This window comes from Paenibacillus sp. YIM B09110, from assembly GCF_037167145.1.
Taxonomy (GTDB): domain Bacteria; phylum Bacillota; class Bacilli; order Paenibacillales; family Paenibacillaceae; genus Pristimantibacillus.
Window position 1 is genome coordinate 24,831 of sequence record NZ_JBANSP010000009.1, and the last position, 15,931, is coordinate 40,761.

Sequence of the window (15,931 nt, forward strand, 5' to 3'; positions counted from 1 at the left end):
TATTTCTATCTATGTGGGCGAATTGCGGTTCAATTCGCGATACTCCTTCGGAAGCATCTGGCGATGCTGCTTGAATACTTTGCTGAAATACTTCTCGTCCTGAAAGCCTGCCTGCTCGGCAACCGAATAAATATAGTCGTTCGTGCCGATCAATAGCTCCTCGGCTTTTCGTATGCGCACCTCGGTTAACAGCTCGTGGAAAGACATGCCGACGATCGGGCGGAAGCATTGTCCGAAGTAACTGCGGCTAAGCGCCACCCGCTGGGCGACGTTTTCTTGGTTCAAGTTCTCCGACAGTTCGTTCTCGATCAGTAAAATAGCCTTGTAAATGCCGATTGACGTTTCTTCCGGGAACTCGCGCTGCTGCAAGTAAGCTCTGAGTTCCGTAAGCGCCGACAGCAGCTCATGCCAGCAGGTTGCCTCTTCGGACCGTGCATGCGGATGAACGCGAATCCATTGAGGCGCTGCCTTCATATTCGACATGGCCTTCAGAAACTGGACGACCATTCGGCTGACCAGCGCGGAAGAAGGCCTCGATTCTTCGACAAGCTGCGTCCAAGTATGGAACAAGCCTGCATCGTAGATCCAGTGCAGCGAATGGAACATGCGGCCGATCTTGTCCATCGCAGCCTGTTCCTTTTCCTTCGACGCCTTGCTCGTTGCCGACGCGTTAACCGTATGCCATATGACAGGCGAAGGATGATCGGCACGGTAAGCATAAAATACCTGCTCCTTGATCGGCATGATCCATTCCTTAGAAGGATAACTTCCCTTCGCATCATTCGATTCGCACACGACAGGAATCCAATCCTCGTAATAACGCTCGCTCTCCCACACTTTATGAAGCTGCTGCCAAGTGGACAGCCCATGCTCCGTCAAGCGGAAGCAGCCTTGATCCATCGGAATGCATACAGGCTTTAAGGACGACGACCATCGCAACTGCTCTGGATGTTTGTTCGCCGCAGCGGGAACGAGCACCAATTCGAGTATGTGCTGCTCCTTCTCTTCTATGATCGGTTGCAGTCGTCGCTTGGAAGCTTCATTGATCCGCTTCTCAATTCGATCAAGAGCTTCCTCCATCTTGCCCTCTTCGATCTGCGTCTTCACCAAGTAATCGATCGCGCCGTATTGCATGGCCTCAATGGCGAATTGAAAGTCCTGATGGCAAGTAAGAACGACGATCCAAATGTCGGGGTACCGCTGCTGAACTTCCTTCATCAGCTCAAAGCCCGACATTTGAGGCATTGTGAGATCCGTTATTAGGACATCGATGGGTTGCGATTCCAATTGCTTCAACGCTTTGATGCCATTCTCCGCCTCGCCTACGATTTCGAAGCCATGCTCCATCCAAGGCACGGTCAATATAAGACCTTTGCGTACAAAATGCTCGTCATCTACAATTAACGTTCTCATTCGAGCGCCTCCTTGTTCATGATAGGCAGACGAATGCGCATCAATGTTCCTTTGCCTAATTGGCTAACAATTTCAATCGCATACTGCTCGCCGAAGTATTCGCGAATCGTATGATTGACGAAGTTAAGCCCGATGCCCATCCCGCTCTTTCGTTGCTCGCTGCCTGCTTGCAGCAGCGAATGGATCGTCGCCTCGTCCATCCCCTGCCCGTTATCTTCAACTTCAATGACGAAAAATCGTTCGGAGTCTTTCGTTACGCGAACCATAATCTGCCCATCGTCCTCGATAAGGCCATGATACATCGCGTTCTCCACGAGCGGCTGGATCAGGAAGCGGACGATCGTCAATTGCTCCGCGTCTTCGCTTATTTCGAAGTTCACCCTAAAGTGATGGTTATACCTGATCTTCTGCAGCGCGACATAATCCTTAAGCGCGGCGATCTCCTCCTGCACTTGGACAATCTCTCCTTCTTTGCCCAAATTGTAATGAAGGATTCGCGAGAAGATGGAGACGAGATTAACGATCTCCTCTTGCTTATGCATGCGCGCGATCCACTGAATCGTATTCAGCGTGTTATGAATGAAGTGAGGGTTGATCTGATATTTCAGCTTCTGAACCTCGAGCTTCCGCTTATTTTTCTCCTTCTCCTCGACCTCGACGATCAAGTCGCGGATTCGCGTGCGCATCAGATAGAAGCGATCGACGACCTCGTCGAACTCCTTAATGTCCATCGGAACGTAAGGCCGGTCGAAATGCAAATCCGTCGTCATCTTGATTTCCAGTTTCAACAGACTCAATTTCTGGTAGATGAATCGCCACATTCTCCACGCGAGCAGCAGGCTGACAGCCAACGATGCGATCGCGATGAACAGATACCGGGTCGACCATGAAATAATTTCGTTGTTCAAGTCGCTTTTGTCCACGACGGCGACAATCGACCATTTGCCTTCCCCCTGCTCGGCGAACAGCTTTCTTCCGTGATCGTCGATAACCTGGCTCTTCGCATCCGACAGCTTCAGACGCGAATTCAAAGGGTAAGTCTCCTCGATATCGCTATATAATATCGTATTATTTGGATCCAATATCAAATAACTGACACCGAACCCGAAGGCATCCTCCGGAAACAAATCTTCGATGACCTTGAAGTTGGTTTCGATATAGACGTAAGTCTTAGGCAAATTCTTGTTGCCCGTCATCTCCTGCACGATGGAGAACACGGTACTGTCGCTATATTGATAAATGCTTGGGTGCGGCGCTTGGTACTGCGTCAGCGGATCCGAGAATAACGCCGGGTACTGCATCGGGTCGACGTCTTTGTTGAGCAGCATCGTTTCGAATAAGGTCATATTTTGTTCCGGAATGAAATAATACATCGCTCCGAGTCCTTGATTCGCGTAGCTGATTAACGTTAGCCTAGATTGAATGTCGCTCTGTATCTCGTATTTCAGGTTGTTTGGAATTGTCGGATTCATGTACTGCTCAAGCCGCTTGCCGATATCGCCATCGAGCGTCAGCTGCCTGGAAGCATAACCGAGATTGTCGAGCGAAGACTGCATCGTATGCTCGATTTCCTTCATTCGGCTCTGAACGCCCTTCTCGATGTTGTTCTGGAGAATGGAGTAAATCGAGTAGAAGGAAATACTGCCGATTAATACGATCGGAATGAGGAGATTGGCAATCATGACGCTCACCAGTCTGTACATCAGCGTGTTTGTTTGTACGACTTTTTTTAACCAATCGAGCATGATGACTCCCCTTTGCCGCAGCTTCTGCATGATAATGCCTGGCCAGCCTCGAATGTAATAAAAAGAATGCCTCGAGCCTATATGAACCCTATATTGCTTCGGCGCACATAATCAGGAGACATCCTTTGCGCAAACGCGCATTACTTTAAATATCGGCCGCCGAGCAGCAAAAATATACTGGACGTCCACACGATTCCTAGATCTCGAAGCGGTCTTCCGGATTGCGCATGGAAGTTCTCCGCCATACCGCTGCGATCGACAAGGTCGCAGAACCTTATAGCCAATTGTTGTGCAAAGTCATGCTCGCCGAGTTCGCTCAGTGCGTGTGACAATAAGAACATCGGCGGCGCCCAGATCGGTCCGCGCCAGTAGCCGTCCTCCTCGAACAGCTTGCTGTCGAGACGCTCGCTCGCCAGTCCGTTCGGCGTCAGGAACAGCCCTTCTGTCTTAAGCTCTTTTATCATAATCGCTCTTAAGTCCGCTGGCAATTTGCTTCCTAATAATAAAGGAAGATACAGCAGCAGCGACTTGCTCTCTACAACCTCGTGGCTTCCTGATCGCACGGCATGAAGTCTTCCGTTAACCGTAAAGTGAGCCAGCATATTATCTAGAAGCTCCGCGGATCTGCGCTGCCATTCCTTGCTCTCTTCCGGCTTTCCGAGTCTGGCGGCAACGTCCGAGAGCACTTCCATTTGAATAATCAAGTAGGTCGCGAGATCCGGGCTTTCCAGCGGAATGCCGTCGTAGAACACCGTGCTGTTATCCCAGCCGCTGTCATTGCCGTTATGATATTCGGGAATGCCGTCTTCGTCGCTGTCGCGCTCGTTGAACCACCATTCCGTCCATCTGGAGAGAGGCGAATATGCCTCCGCCAGATGCTCTGCGGTCAGCCAATTCGAATGCTCCATAAGCCACTTGAGCGCAAATCCATGAATCGGAGGCTTCACGTATCCTCTGATCATATGGCTTTCGGAGAAGGAATCCGGCAACGCCCCCGTTACGTCCTGATGGTCGAACACGAGCATCCACTGGTTCCAGGCCATGACCGGATCGATATTCGCGACGGCCATCGCATGGAAGCAATGGTCCCAGCTCCAAATACCGCTCATCCCTCCCTTGGAAGAGTACATCGTCGGCCGTTTCAAATGGCCATAAGGCCGCACGAGCGACATCCAATTCAGATAAGCCGCTAGCTGTCTGGACGACGCGTAACGCTCCGGCATATCGGGAGTCAATGCAAGATAACGGTCGAACCGTTCATTGGCGGCAGCCAAGCTTTCGGCGAAGGAGCTATAGGTTCGGCGCTGCCAAGAGATGCTGTCGCGATACAGCTCTAACACGCCCTCCAGGATGTGCGATTCGTCGTCCGGATAATAATCCACGGCTACATATTCCGCATTGTCTCCGTTCCATACGGTATCCAGCACGGCCTTCCCCTGAACGGTCGTCATTCTGACATGCTCTCTCTGCGCGTCGCAATTCACATCGAATTGTTGCGAACCGTAGGCAATGACTTGGGATCCCCTAATGAATTCAATCCGCAAGCCAACCTTTTCGCCGTAAAATTGAATCGTATTTTCATCTCCGAAGCAAACGATGGCGTCCCCGAATGGGGATTGAAGCGAGACGCTAGCTGGCGCGGATATTTCCTTGAACGGCACCGGTTTTCCTTCATGGAGCAGCACGAGTCTCGCAACCCGCTGCCTATATGCATCCTTGTGCAATGTTCTTATATAAAGGCCTTCAAGCTCGTCCTGATAGGCAGACATAAGCGAAATCGTGTAATACGAACCTGGAAAACTGAAAGGTATTTTGGATAAATCCAAATGCATGGTTGTCTGTTCTCCTTTCAACTGGTCATGCCTGCGCATGCCAAACAGCCAGTCTTCTTCAAGTATAGAAAACCGGCTTTTGCATAAGGTAGTAAAATCGCTCGAATGTAGTCGATTAATGAATGATTCTACTTGTAGATGATGCCTTCCGCTTCTTTCACGAACAAATCCATCTCATTGGCGCTTTTCACTTTGCGTTCCCCAAGACGGAAGTTGTCGAAGGTTACGTTGCGCACACGATGCTCGGCGTCATAACCGCCAATAACGGAAATGGAATACCCCGGATTGTAAGGCGATACATTCACGAAGATGTCCTTGAGCGTAATATCGCAAATCTGGCCTCGTTCCGCGTCCGTGTTGTACATGGATTTCATAACTCTGAAATCGACAAGCTTGTCGTAATAATGCTCGATCCTAATGTTCTCGAACCGGATATCGCGCACCGTAGCGCGGTCTCCGACGTGGATGCTGAGCGCAGCGCCATAGCCCTGTACCGATACAATGTCGATATCATGGAATTTCACGCCGCTCACCTCGTCAATGGTCAGCTCGTGGCCGATCTCGATTGCGTTGCCTGACGGTCCGTTGACGAATACGCAGGAGCGAACTTCGATGCCGGTTACGTTTTTCGCGGCGAACAACAATTCGCTATTCTCGTTTTCTGCCCAATCGAACGCTTTTATAACGACGCAGTCATCATTGTTGCGAAGAATACAATTCTCGACCAAAACGTCTTGGCAGCCTACAATATCAATCCCGTCCGAGCTGACTACCTCGCCAATCTGCTTCAGACCGTCGATGTGCACGCTGCGGCAATTGGCAAGCATGATCATCCAGCAAGGCGGTTCAACCATAATGATATCCATAATCGTCACCTTGCTGCAGTCGTATAGCAATATGGTACGGTAGTCCCGCGTTCCGCGGAAGTAGGAGCCGTCGAGCACGCCCGTTCCGTAAATCTTAATGTTCGAAGCTCCGCTTGCGCGTATGCTGCCCTTCACGACTGCTCCATCCTCGATGTAAACCGATTCGTTGTCGCGCAGCGTAATCTCCCCAACCTCGTATACCTGACCGCCGGCAAAATAATAAGTTGCAGCCCCGTCATACTCGGCAGGCTTGTTGCCATAGAAGAACAGCGGCAGCGATACGCCGTCCATCTTCAGATGAAGCATCTGGTTCGTCGCCAGCTTAAAAGTTGCCTTGGTGCCGTCAATGGCCGCTTCTATTCCCAGCTTCATCGGGCTAATAAGGACGGACTTGATCATTTGCTTCGCTTCAATCTCCACGATAGCCTCGCCTTCGTACGAGACCGGCGCATAGTAAGCTACGGCGGTACGCAGCACGTCTACATGAACGCCGTTAACCTTTACAAGAAGCTCCTGCGATCTCGGATACGATTTCGGATAATGATAATTCGTATTCATAAATAATTCCTCTCTTTCCGGGACTTTACCCGTGAACTTGATCGTACCTAATTAATTGAACGCCAAGCTTGTTGTACGAATGTCGTAGGCGTAAATCCGTCAGAAGCTTACGCTCCGCATCCCGCTCGGAGGCAATACGTTCGCCGCTATACTGCTCATTGCCGAAACTGCGCAGCTCTTCTCCATCGGTCGCAGGATGAAGGATGACCGTGTACAAGCCTGCGGGAGCCGACTTGACTGCAGCAATATGAGCCCGCAAGAGCTCCCCATTCATTCCACCGGAACTTTCGACTCCTTGGTTGTCCGGCTCCCCTTCCGGCAACGGCTGAAAGCAGCTATGAAAGTTAACGAGCCCTTGCGCGTCGCACCACTCTGCTAGCCATTCATGAAAGCCTTCTACCCAATAGCCGAAAAACATATGCTCATCCACGTAAGCAATACGAAATCCAAGCTGTCTCAGCCTGTCGTATTGAGCGATCGTCTCGGCCTTCACCTGCTCCAAGAGAACGCCGTTCTCCTCCATTAAGGAAGGATGGGACCAGAAATAACCGCTCGCATCGACAAGAGTCGGAACTTGACCGGCGACCAGCACCGGCTTCCATTTCACGAGATCCCATTCGGCGTTCATCGTAATATGCATGCCGAAGCAAATGTCATCGCGATGAGCCAGCAGCTTCGCGGCCTCCTCGACATGAGGACCGGCAGCCATAACGCTCACATTTTGCAACAAACCGAAATCGCATGCTTCTCTAATCGCTTCGTTCGCAGCCATGCTGCCGCCGAAATCGTCTCCGCGCAGCAGCAGCCGAACACCGTCGTCATTCGTCGCCATCTTCCCGCTCCCTCCTTATGCCGCTTATGACTTTATATACCTGCTCACGATATTTGCCAGGTTGTCCGAAACGACAAGCTGCCCTTCTTCCGAAGGATGTATGAGATCCGATGTCAGCAGTGAAGTGCGGGGCAACAGCTCTCTGCCCGGTATATGGATCAGCCTAGGCAAGCGCATTTGCTCAACTTTATAAGCAACGATAGAGCGGAATTCAAATCCAAGCTCGCCATCCTTCACGTCGCCCTTATAGGAGAATAAATCCGTTACGAAAATCCATTTGTCCGGATGTGCCGCAGTCACGATAGAAATAAAGGCATCGACGCGCTCGCGGAATTCATCCGGCGAACCCGGCCGGCCGGCCTTGACGTCCCAAATCATGTTGATGCCAAGCTCCAGCACGGCGATGTCCCAGTCCGTCTGCTCCGCCATATATTCGGCCATCGCCTGATCAAGCATAGCTCCTCCCGCAAGGGCCAGGCTTCTCACTTCCATTCCAAGCTTCTCGGCAGCTCTCACGCTGTACAAGCCGCTTGGACGCACGGCCGATGCTCCGTTAGAAATGGAAGAACCGTATACAAGCATCCGGCGCTCCGGCATGCTTCCGTCTCGCGGCGGCACCGTCTCGCCTTCGATTCCAATAAAGGCGATATGCGTCTCATATGGCAGCAAGATGCGGACAAGATCCGGCGCATAGGCAAGGCCCTCTTCCGCCGCAATTTGATTCATGCGCTCCAGCTCGGATGGACGCTCTACCGTTATCTCGGTCACGCCCGCTCCCATTATACGAGGGGCTGTTTCTTGGAATGTACCATGATACACCTGCGCTACGGCAAAGCCGTCCATTAATGCTTCCGCATTAAGCACCTGCAGCTTGATCTTCACGCGGTCCGAAACAAGATGGAAGCGGAGCTCGACCGCGCCCGTCTTAAGAGCCGAGTCAAGCGCGAATTCGTGGAGCTGAAGACGCAACGTCTCGGGGATGCGGCATAGCTGCAGCGCGCCTTCGTTGCCGGAAGTCCGGAGCTCGGCTACATTATGAAAATACACATGGTTGTGAATCATATTTTGTCACCCTCTCCTCGAATGGCGATGATGTTTTTCATTTGCACTTTCAAATTATAGGGGGTTGCGTTGCTAGCCAGAGAGGGATATTAGATTGTTTTTAGTAGGACAATCGGACAATTAGAGCAAAGAATTACTTCTTTAGACGCTCGGACGTTCCGTTAGTCGAATGTGCAAAAAAAAGGCTGACCGGAATGGTCAGCCTTAACCTATTGTCCTGCGTTACTGAATCCGCTGGTAGAATCCTCTACTCGGAGTGAATACCATGCTGCAAAGCTTGAATAAGAACAGCCCAATCCTGATCATCAGTTGGACACTGTAAGGCAACATATTGATTAACCGATTCAACGCCATATTGAAGCGTATGGCGCGAGCTTCCATCGACCGGATTATAAATCATGATTTCATACTTGCCTTCAGGCAGTTTCATGTCAATTGGGCCGCCGTCACACGCGTATACGACGTATAATCTTGATGGATCTGCCAACCCGTATTGACCGGTATCGGCATTTAAGAACGTTTGATCCGGAACGAGCTTCCACCATTCGATAGCTTCAAAAAATGCAACAAGATGGGATAAAGCCTCCGGCAATCGCATGGAGTCGTCGCCCCTGCCGTTCAGCCATCCGCCGAGTCCGTTGCCGGCATACTCGCCGCTTGTCTGATACCCGCCTGCCATTGTGATCTCCCAAGCCGTACGGCGGAGTCTGTCGGCGCTTCTTGCAGGATACGACTTGCCCGCTCCCCATGCTGCCGGGTAATGATCCTCGTATCCGTATTCCTCGTTGATTTGCGGAATCATTCGGCCGGTTGCTTGCTGCTCATTCCGATTGCGCAGCATGTATTCGTATCCGCCATGCTCGTCCCAGCTTTGGTACACCGCGAAATCGGCCCAGCCGGAGCCGCGAAACTCGAAAGTGCCGTGTCCGTGACAAGTCACGAGATGCCGATACGGGTCGCATGATTTCAATAAATATCCCATTCGCTCCACCCACTCGCGAGGACGGATTAATCGGTATTCGTTGGTCAAATCCCAAGTCAAGTTGGGATAGGCAGACAATCTGGCTGCCGCGTAGCGGAAATAATGTTGTTCGTCCCGCCCCCCGAATAACCCGGATGCGAATGGATCGCAGCCTTCGCGATAAGCGTCCAAATACATAATTAGCGAGACGCTCATCTCTTTCTCAAGCGCATAAGACAGGACTCTCTCCAGCTTCCTCCAGAAAGGCAAATGAAAACGGCTTGTATCCCATCCGGGATTGTCGTAATCTTCTAGCCTGTCCGCCTCCCATGGACTAAATAAAAACTTAAATTCATCGCTTTCATATACCGGCTCGAACCATGCCATGCCGTTTCGTACACGGCTGGACTGCATGGCGATACGAATGCGATTGACTTTATGTTTATGGAGCCGGTCTAACGCTTTTTTAATTTCCTCTTCGTCGCGCAACCCCAGCAGATGGTAAGCCGTCATGCCATTGTAAAAAAAATGGTCCCCCGTGTTCTCCCAAATGAAGTGGGAAGGAAATTCGGAATCGACTCTTAGCAATCCCTTGCGGCCGATATTGTTGGCCGTAAACTTGCCTTCGCTGCTGAAACTTTGATTTCCGTGCTTGAATATGACTTTGTAGGTATAGACACCTTCGATTGTTGGCATGAATCGGATTCGGAATAAGCTGCCATCCGCCGAATCGCAAAATCCGTCGACCGGAATCAACTCATCCCGATTCGAAGCCGTGCCAAGCTGGCCGTCAGGCAAACCGTGCTGGAACGTAAACGGCTCTTTATCTTCCCCGAAAAGTCCGAAGAGCTCCGCATCCGTGTAAGGATTAACGAAGCACGGTTGTTCTACCCTAGCAATGATTTCTACAAAACGATAGGTTTCAACCTCTTCGGCACTCATTTCGAAATTTACTCTCATAGGCATTCCCCTTCTATGGCCTCACATTGTGAATTCGATGCGGATCGAATGATTAACACCTTGTCTTCTCTCAGCCGGCTAGTCGGCAGCTGCTTGAGGGCTGCGCCATGATTGAGGCTCATTAGAACCATTCGTTAAAGTTCTTCATTATATAGTCGGTTGTCCATTGATTGACTTCCCATAGATCGACGACTGGCTTGTTCGTGAAAGGTTCGGTAGGCATATAGCCTGGAGGACCGAATTCGGCCGTAAAGGTAGCGTATGATTGATTGCGGCGTTTCTGCTCAGCAAACATGTTATGCCACCATTTCGTAAAAAGCGTAAGCTCGGTCCGGTATTCCGGCGCGGCCGGATGCGGTACTTGCGGACCTTGCGGAAACCCGATTCGGCCGTGGATGTGAATCGTTCGTTCAACAGTCAAAGCAATCTCTTCCTCGTGATTTTCCAGATAGGATTCGGAAACGTTTACCCAATGGCTGAAGTCTGCCGTAATGCGCAGCTCCGGAAATTTCCTTAGCAATCTGGCCGTTGTCCACGGAGTGAACATCGCCCTGCTTCGATGCGTTTCGTGCCCGACGGGTATGCCTGCATGTTTCTCGGCGGCAAGAGCGCCTGCGAAGAATCGGTCTTGTTCGTTCTCCGTCATGCTGTCCCTTGCGCTGTGCGAAACGATCAGGATGGGCCGGAATTCCGCCGCCCGCTCCACCGACTGCTCAAAGGAAGCAAGATGATCGCCTTCCGTGAAAATTTGCGCGACATATGCAAGGCCATGACGCTGCAGCCCTTCCGCAAAGCTCTTGCTTTCAGAAGGCTGAGGCAAAGGTGCTTCGATTCCTGCATAACCAGCCGCCGCGGCTTTAGCGAACAATTCCTCGTAACCGCCTTCCATTCCCCATAACGCTTTGAATAATTTAAGTTCCATCCTTTACTCTCCTTGAACGGGATACACGATCGGATTTAAATGGCTGGCAGCAGCCTCGCCGGTAACGCACCCCGGAAGCCATGAAATCAAGTCGCTTTTCCGCGCATTGCTGTCAAGCACGGACACTTTCGTGCCGTCCGCATAATAAATAATCGTAATGACCTCGCGCATGGTATCCGTTGGATTGCCTGGCGCGGAATGCAGCGTCCAACCCGCATGGAACGTAGCGTCGCCGGCAGACATAGCGCCGTATTGCGCTTGTTCAAGTCCTTTGTTTTCAATGAACGCTTTTAGCGTTCGATGCGATTCATCGGAAATAACGGTCTTGCTTATATAACCCTGCTTGTGAGATTCGGACGCAAAGGTCATAGAGCCTACCTCTTCGGATATCGGTACGAGCGGCATCCATAGCGTAACGGTTTTGTCGCTGTCGAGCGGCCAATAGATTTGGTCTTGATGCCATGGCGTGTGACCGCCTCCCGGTTCTTTGTACAGCGCTTGATCGTGGTAGATTCGAACGCTATCCACCCCCATGAGCTCAGCGGCGATTTTCGCGAACCGCTTGGCAAGCACGAACTTCGCCGCCGCCTCGCTCTCTCTCCAAACATTAGGAATTTGGATGAATGCTTTGCCGTACGTATCCCGCTCTTCAAGCGGTTTATCGTGATAATTCAACCGCTTCACAAGATCGCCGATAATCGGCCGGTAGATGTCTACCTCCTCAGCGGATGCAACGCTTCGAAGCATGATGTGGCCTTTTTGACGGTAGTCGGCCTTTTGCTGTTCAGTCAGATCGTAACTTTGTTCCAGTATTGGCAATGTCGAGAGTTCGTTTCGGCTCATCTAACACAGTCCCTTCTCCATTAAAGTGGCGTTATTGCTGTTATTGTAGCGCTTAGAGTTGTCTGCGCGCATTGGCGGAAGCGATTGTTTTTTTGTCAAAAACGACTGCAGACTATGGTAAGATAGAAAAAAAGGAGAGGTACTCCATGCAGAGTTTAACCGAGCTGATCGAGCAGCAGCCCATACTGCCCTATATTCGGGAATGCGATTATGCTGTACGCAATCCATGGACGATGCCGGAGCGCAGACTGCTTGATTATTTACTCATCTATGTACAGGAGGGGCAATTGCGCGTTACGGAAGAAGGCAAAACCTCCGATTATGTTGCCGGTGAGTTTTGCCTTCTGCAGCCGCGAACGTTGCATGCGCTGGAAGGATTGACCCCGACCGTTACGCCGTTTGCCCATTTCGATATTTTCTATCATCCGCGCCGCAAGGAAAGCTTCCCGACCAGGGCTGGGCAGACGGACTTGACCCCCTACGACGGTCTAATTCAGCCTCGCGTCAACGATCTAGCCGGCATGCGCCTGCCAAGCCGATTCAAGCCGCATGATCCATTTCGATTCCGGGATACGATGCTGAGAATGGTAGACTGCTGGAACCGGCATGACACTTTGAATCGATTGGAGGCGCAAGGGCTAGCCACTGAATTAATCGTCATGCTGCTGCGGGACCATACTTCGCTTGGCACGCATACAGCGCCTTCGGCCTCGTCGCTGAAATGGATGACATCCTATTTGCACTTGAATTTGTCAGAATCGCTTACCGTGGAGGACATGGCTCGTCGCGCGAATCTGTCCCCTTCACGCTTCCGTACCGTATTCAAGCAGCAATTCGGGCAGCCTCCGCATCAATATTTGCTTCAGCTGCGGCTGCGGCATGCATGCGAGCTACTTGAGCAGACCGACTATCCGCTTCATACGGTAGCGGACTATTGCGGATTCGCCGACCTGCATCACTTTGCCAAGTCGTTCAAAGGCGAAATCGGACAAGCTCCCGGCGCTTACCGCAAGAGCAGAAGCAAGAACCATCTGTTTGGCGAACGCTAACGTTCGTTGCTGTCAAACTTATAGACTTTGATGCCGTTTGAATGATTCCTTTGCTCAGCGGCGCTCTCCTATAGGACGGGTTGTAGGATATTTGAGTGAGACCATATGACATGAATTTTCATACATAAAAAATAAAAAGCCTGATATCTCAAGCTTTTACTCAATAAATTATGTAGATGGATTTGTGTCTCTAGACAGCTTGCCTATCCCCATTGGATGACAAGAACTTGTTATTGTCGACGAAGGCGTTCGGCGATATCAGGATGTCCGTTCTTTTCGGCAAGAAAGATCGGTTGCGCCCATTCCGGTGCATTCGTATGAATATCTGCGCCTTTTCTAAGCAGTAATTCAACAATATCTGTAAAGCCTTCCCTAGCCGCCTTCGCCAATGGGGTAAATCCTTCATCGTCCTGGCAGTTCATGTTGGCATCGCATAGCTCGATAAGAAATTCAATCCCTTGAAGACGCTCTTCTGGAACCTTATATCGACGGCTCAGATCTCCTGCCATACTTAAGAGTGGCATATCCGGATTTGCACCATGTTGCTGAAGGAGTTTAAAAACTCTCGGATATTTTACTACCGTCCACTTCAGCTTCCACGCGGAGACGCTCTCAAACCTTGCCCCGTATCGAATTGCCAGTTGCATGATGTCGAATGCAAGATCCTCATTTCCATTGTCTTCCCAGCTATAGGGCAATACGTCGTCTGATTTGGATGGCTGCAAGCGCAGCACCTCCGCGATGACATCTATCCGATGGTGTGCTGCGTACACTTGCAGTTCCATGGAACCCCCTTTAGCGTACATCATCTGGAGGATGCGGTGATGTCCTCTGGAATATGCTGCGAACATAGCATTTCCTGCTGAGTCAACCCAATGACTTGACACCGCCCCATATTCGAGAAGCAACTGGACAATCTCGATGTCTCCCTTTTCTACTGCGATGCGCAGCGAAAGACCGCCTTGGCAAATTGCTTCTTTCGCGTTAGGATCGGCCCCTTGTTCCAGCAGCCATTGAACGATTATCGCATGCCCGCCAGCTACCGCTCCAGAGAGCGGTCGCCGGTGGCATGAATCGGCTCTATTCGCCTGAAGAGGATCCGCTTCTACGATTTCACGAACTCGCGTTTCATCCCCAATTGTCACCGCGATAAGAAGAGTGTATTCTGCTCCCTGCTTCAAGAGATAATCAAGAATCTCCCGCTTCACCTCATTGCGCCAATAGCGATGCAATCCGAAAAGCGCGACCACGCTCGGCGTACGGCCGTCGCCGTTTCGCGCATCAATAGACGCGCCGTATTCAATTAACAAAGAGGTTAACTCCAATTGATTTGAAGCCACCGCGAGATGTAGAAGCGTATTACCTACAGCGTCAACTTGCCTGACTCTCTCTGGTCTTTCTGCTAGCAGGTTCCGAACGTGATCGATATCGCCATCGATAACCGCTCGATGAATCGAGATCGGTTCCATCAAAATACCATACTGTTGCTGAATAGCAGTCTCCAATGCCTGCGCGATACGATCTTTTCCACGTTCGTGAAGCGTGATCAACCAATCCCAATAAGTACGGTGATGATACTGAGCGGCGACCTCATAAGGGACCGGGTTAGCTCCCCATTTTAGCAGAAAGTCCACCAGTTCATCATGACCGTTGGTTGCCGCTAAATATAAGGGTGACCAGAGATGGGAGCTGGGGTATTCGAATCGCTCGTCACGATCGGGACTATCGAGGACATTCGGATGCTTTTGCAGTAATTCAGCCACCTGTTGTATACGGCCATTTTTGCATGCGTTGCCAAGCTCTTCCACCTCTATGAATACTCCATGAGTTCTTTTATGATCGTCACTTGCACTTTCCTTCATGTCCATCCCCCTCTTTAATCCTCCCGATTTCCATACACATAGCCAATATCACGATTTTTGCGCTACTCTAAACATATGTCCATTAATATCTCGGAAGGTAAATTCCCTTACTCCCCACGGTTTTAATTCAATTTCATGTATGATGTCCACAGCTCTGCTACGATACAATGCATAAACTTCATCAACGTTTTGTACAAAGAAATACGAGTGAGCTCTGTATGTTGTGAACGATTGTTGTACATCGAGATGGAGCTCAACCTCACCGCAATGTATTGCCGCATATCCATTGTCACTCCAAATCCAAGCCACTTCAAACCCAAGCAAGTCCCGATAAAATGCAATTGAATCGTCCAAATTACGTACTGGTAAAATTGGAATTTGACACTGAATATACTCCATATTATTAACCCGCCTTCCACTGAATGGAACTTGTTTCAAATGCATGACAATGAAGTTATTCGATGAATCTAAACTATTTCCTCTATGCGCTTCGTTCCACTCCAGCAGGTTAGCCAGTTATTCGTGATGTGTATTTAGGTTTCGCGCAAAAACAGCCTAAGTTCGGAATTACACAAACTTAGGCACGCTATTGAAGGATTGTTTAATTATGGCTGATCATGTACCTATTGTCCGAGAATTTACATAACATCCCGCTTATTCGCCGATTGTCTGCCGATCGGCCGATGAATAAGTGATTATCATCCGGCAGGGCTCCCAGCTCGTGACTCTAGCATTGTGGGGAACGCCGCGGGGAATGCGTAACATCATGCCGGGCTCTAAGTGGTATACATCGTCACCGAGCGTATGATCACATTCGCCGGATAGGACGAAAATGATTTCCTCGCAGTTCGGATGGATGTGACGATTGTTTTCTTTTCCCGCTTCAATATATACCATCCCAAATGTCATTTCCGCATCGGGGTCGATCTCCTTGCCGCACAGCCATTGGATCTTTCCCCATCCCATGTCGGCTACTCTACCCTCTTCTGGTTTGCTTAAATTCGTAATAGTGGCCATATTTGATCC

At 50.5% G+C, this 15,931-nt stretch carries 13 protein-coding genes; 1 reads left to right on the top strand and 12 read right to left on the bottom strand.

Annotated elements, in window-relative coordinates; translation table 11 throughout:
• Positions 1-9: 9 nt before the first annotated feature.
• The 9 genes from V8F51_RS15020 to V8F51_RS15060 form a co-directional block, all read right to left on the bottom strand.
• Complete coding sequence (locus tag V8F51_RS15020) at positions 10-1,413, bottom strand: response regulator transcription factor (protein WP_337101099.1); 1,404 nt, start codon at positions 1,411-1,413, stop codon at positions 10-12.
• Entirely contained in the window at positions 1,410-3,158 is a 1,749-nt protein-coding gene (locus tag V8F51_RS15025) for a cache domain-containing sensor histidine kinase (RefSeq protein WP_337101100.1), read from the bottom strand. Before V8F51_RS15025 ends, V8F51_RS15020 begins: the two co-directional genes overlap by 4 nt.
• Before the next feature lie 140 nt (positions 3,159-3,298).
• Positions 3,299-4,990, bottom strand: coding sequence for an amylo-alpha-1,6-glucosidase (locus V8F51_RS15030; protein WP_337101101.1), 1,692 nt, complete (start codon positions 4,988-4,990; stop codon positions 3,299-3,301).
• A 128-nt stretch (positions 4,991-5,118) separates the two neighbouring features.
• Positions 5,119-6,414 carry a glycosyl hydrolase family 28 protein gene (locus V8F51_RS15035; RefSeq protein ID WP_337101102.1) on the bottom strand — a complete coding sequence of 432 codons (1,296 nt, stop codon included), beginning with the start codon at positions 6,412-6,414 and terminating at the stop codon, positions 5,119-5,121.
• Positions 6,415-6,439: 25 nt separating this feature from the next.
• A complete protein-coding gene (locus tag V8F51_RS15040; RefSeq protein ID WP_337101103.1) occupies positions 6,440-7,246 on the bottom strand; it encodes a ChbG/HpnK family deacetylase in 807 nt (268 codons plus the stop codon).
• Between the two features lie 24 nt (positions 7,247-7,270).
• Positions 7,271-8,308 carry an SGNH/GDSL hydrolase family protein gene (locus tag V8F51_RS15045; RefSeq protein WP_337101104.1) on the bottom strand — a complete coding sequence of 346 codons (1,038 nt, stop codon included), beginning with the start codon at positions 8,306-8,308 and terminating at the stop codon, positions 7,271-7,273.
• A 247-nt stretch (positions 8,309-8,555) separates the two neighbouring features.
• The gene (locus V8F51_RS15050) at positions 8,556-10,229 is read right to left on the bottom strand and encodes an apiosidase-like domain-containing protein (protein ID WP_337101105.1); all 1,674 of its coding nucleotides are present in this window, start codon (positions 10,227-10,229) and stop codon (positions 8,556-8,558) included.
• Positions 10,230-10,350: 121 nt separating this feature from the next.
• Positions 10,351-11,151 (bottom strand): TIM barrel protein, encoded by an 801-nt coding sequence (locus V8F51_RS15055; protein WP_337101106.1) that lies wholly within the window; start codon positions 11,149-11,151, stop codon positions 10,351-10,353.
• 3 nt (positions 11,152-11,154) lie between these two features.
• The gene (locus V8F51_RS15060) at positions 11,155-11,994 is read right to left on the bottom strand and encodes a phytanoyl-CoA dioxygenase family protein (protein ID WP_337101107.1); all 840 of its coding nucleotides are present in this window, start codon (positions 11,992-11,994) and stop codon (positions 11,155-11,157) included.
• A gap of 146 nt (positions 11,995-12,140) precedes the next feature.
• On the opposite strand from V8F51_RS15060, the gene V8F51_RS15065 reads away from it, so the two are divergent.
• Positions 12,141-13,043, top strand: a complete 903-nt coding sequence (locus V8F51_RS15065) for an AraC family transcriptional regulator (RefSeq protein ID WP_337101108.1) — start codon at positions 12,141-12,143, stop codon at positions 13,041-13,043.
• A 230-nt stretch (positions 13,044-13,273) separates the two neighbouring features.
• On the opposite strand, the gene V8F51_RS15070 is transcribed toward V8F51_RS15065, so the two are convergent.
• From V8F51_RS15070 to V8F51_RS15080, 3 genes are all read right to left on the bottom strand, one after another.
• Positions 13,274-14,905, bottom strand: a complete 1,632-nt coding sequence (locus tag V8F51_RS15070) for an ankyrin repeat domain-containing protein (RefSeq protein ID WP_337101109.1) — start codon at positions 14,903-14,905, stop codon at positions 13,274-13,276.
• A 48-nt stretch (positions 14,906-14,953) separates the two neighbouring features.
• Positions 14,954-15,304, bottom strand: a complete 351-nt coding sequence (locus V8F51_RS15075; RefSeq protein ID WP_337101110.1) for a bleomycin resistance protein — start codon at positions 15,302-15,304, stop codon at positions 14,954-14,956.
• Between the two features lie 255 nt (positions 15,305-15,559).
• The gene (locus V8F51_RS15080; RefSeq protein WP_337101111.1) at positions 15,560-15,922 is read right to left on the bottom strand and encodes a cupin domain-containing protein; all 363 of its coding nucleotides are present in this window, start codon (positions 15,920-15,922) and stop codon (positions 15,560-15,562) included.
• Positions 15,923-15,931: the final 9 nt, after the last annotated feature.

Coding starts and splice junctions, on each gene's coding strand:
- V8F51_RS15020 (WP_337101099.1), bottom strand. CDS start 1,413: ATGAGAACGTTAATTGTAGATGACGAGCATTTTGTACGCAAAGGTCTT.
- V8F51_RS15025 (WP_337101100.1), bottom strand. CDS start 3,158: ATGCTCGATTGGTTAAAAAAAGTCGTACAAACAAACACGCTGATGTAC.
- V8F51_RS15030 (WP_337101101.1), bottom strand. CDS start 4,990: ATGCATTTGGATTTATCCAAAATACCTTTCAGTTTTCCAGGTTCGTAT.
- V8F51_RS15035 (WP_337101102.1), bottom strand. CDS start 6,414: ATGAATACGAATTATCATTATCCGAAATCGTATCCGAGATCGCAGGAG.
- V8F51_RS15040 (WP_337101103.1), bottom strand. CDS start 7,246: ATGGCGACGAATGACGACGGTGTTCGGCTGCTGCTGCGCGGAGACGAT.
- V8F51_RS15045 (WP_337101104.1), bottom strand. CDS start 8,308: ATGATTCACAACCATGTGTATTTTCATAATGTAGCCGAGCTCCGGACT.
- V8F51_RS15050 (WP_337101105.1), bottom strand. CDS start 10,229: ATGAGAGTAAATTTCGAAATGAGTGCCGAAGAGGTTGAAACCTATCGT.
- V8F51_RS15055 (WP_337101106.1), bottom strand. CDS start 11,151: ATGGAACTTAAATTATTCAAAGCGTTATGGGGAATGGAAGGCGGTTAC.
- V8F51_RS15060 (WP_337101107.1), bottom strand. CDS start 11,994: ATGAGCCGAAACGAACTCTCGACATTGCCAATACTGGAACAAAGTTAC.
- V8F51_RS15065 (WP_337101108.1), top strand. CDS start 12,141: ATGCAGAGTTTAACCGAGCTGATCGAGCAGCAGCCCATACTGCCCTAT.
- V8F51_RS15070 (WP_337101109.1), bottom strand. CDS start 14,905: ATGAAGGAAAGTGCAAGTGACGATCATAAAAGAACTCATGGAGTATTC.
- V8F51_RS15075 (WP_337101110.1), bottom strand. CDS start 15,304: ATGGAGTATATTCAGTGTCAAATTCCAATTTTACCAGTACGTAATTTG.
- V8F51_RS15080 (WP_337101111.1), bottom strand. CDS start 15,922: ATGGCCACTATTACGAATTTAAGCAAACCAGAAGAGGGTAGAGTAGCC.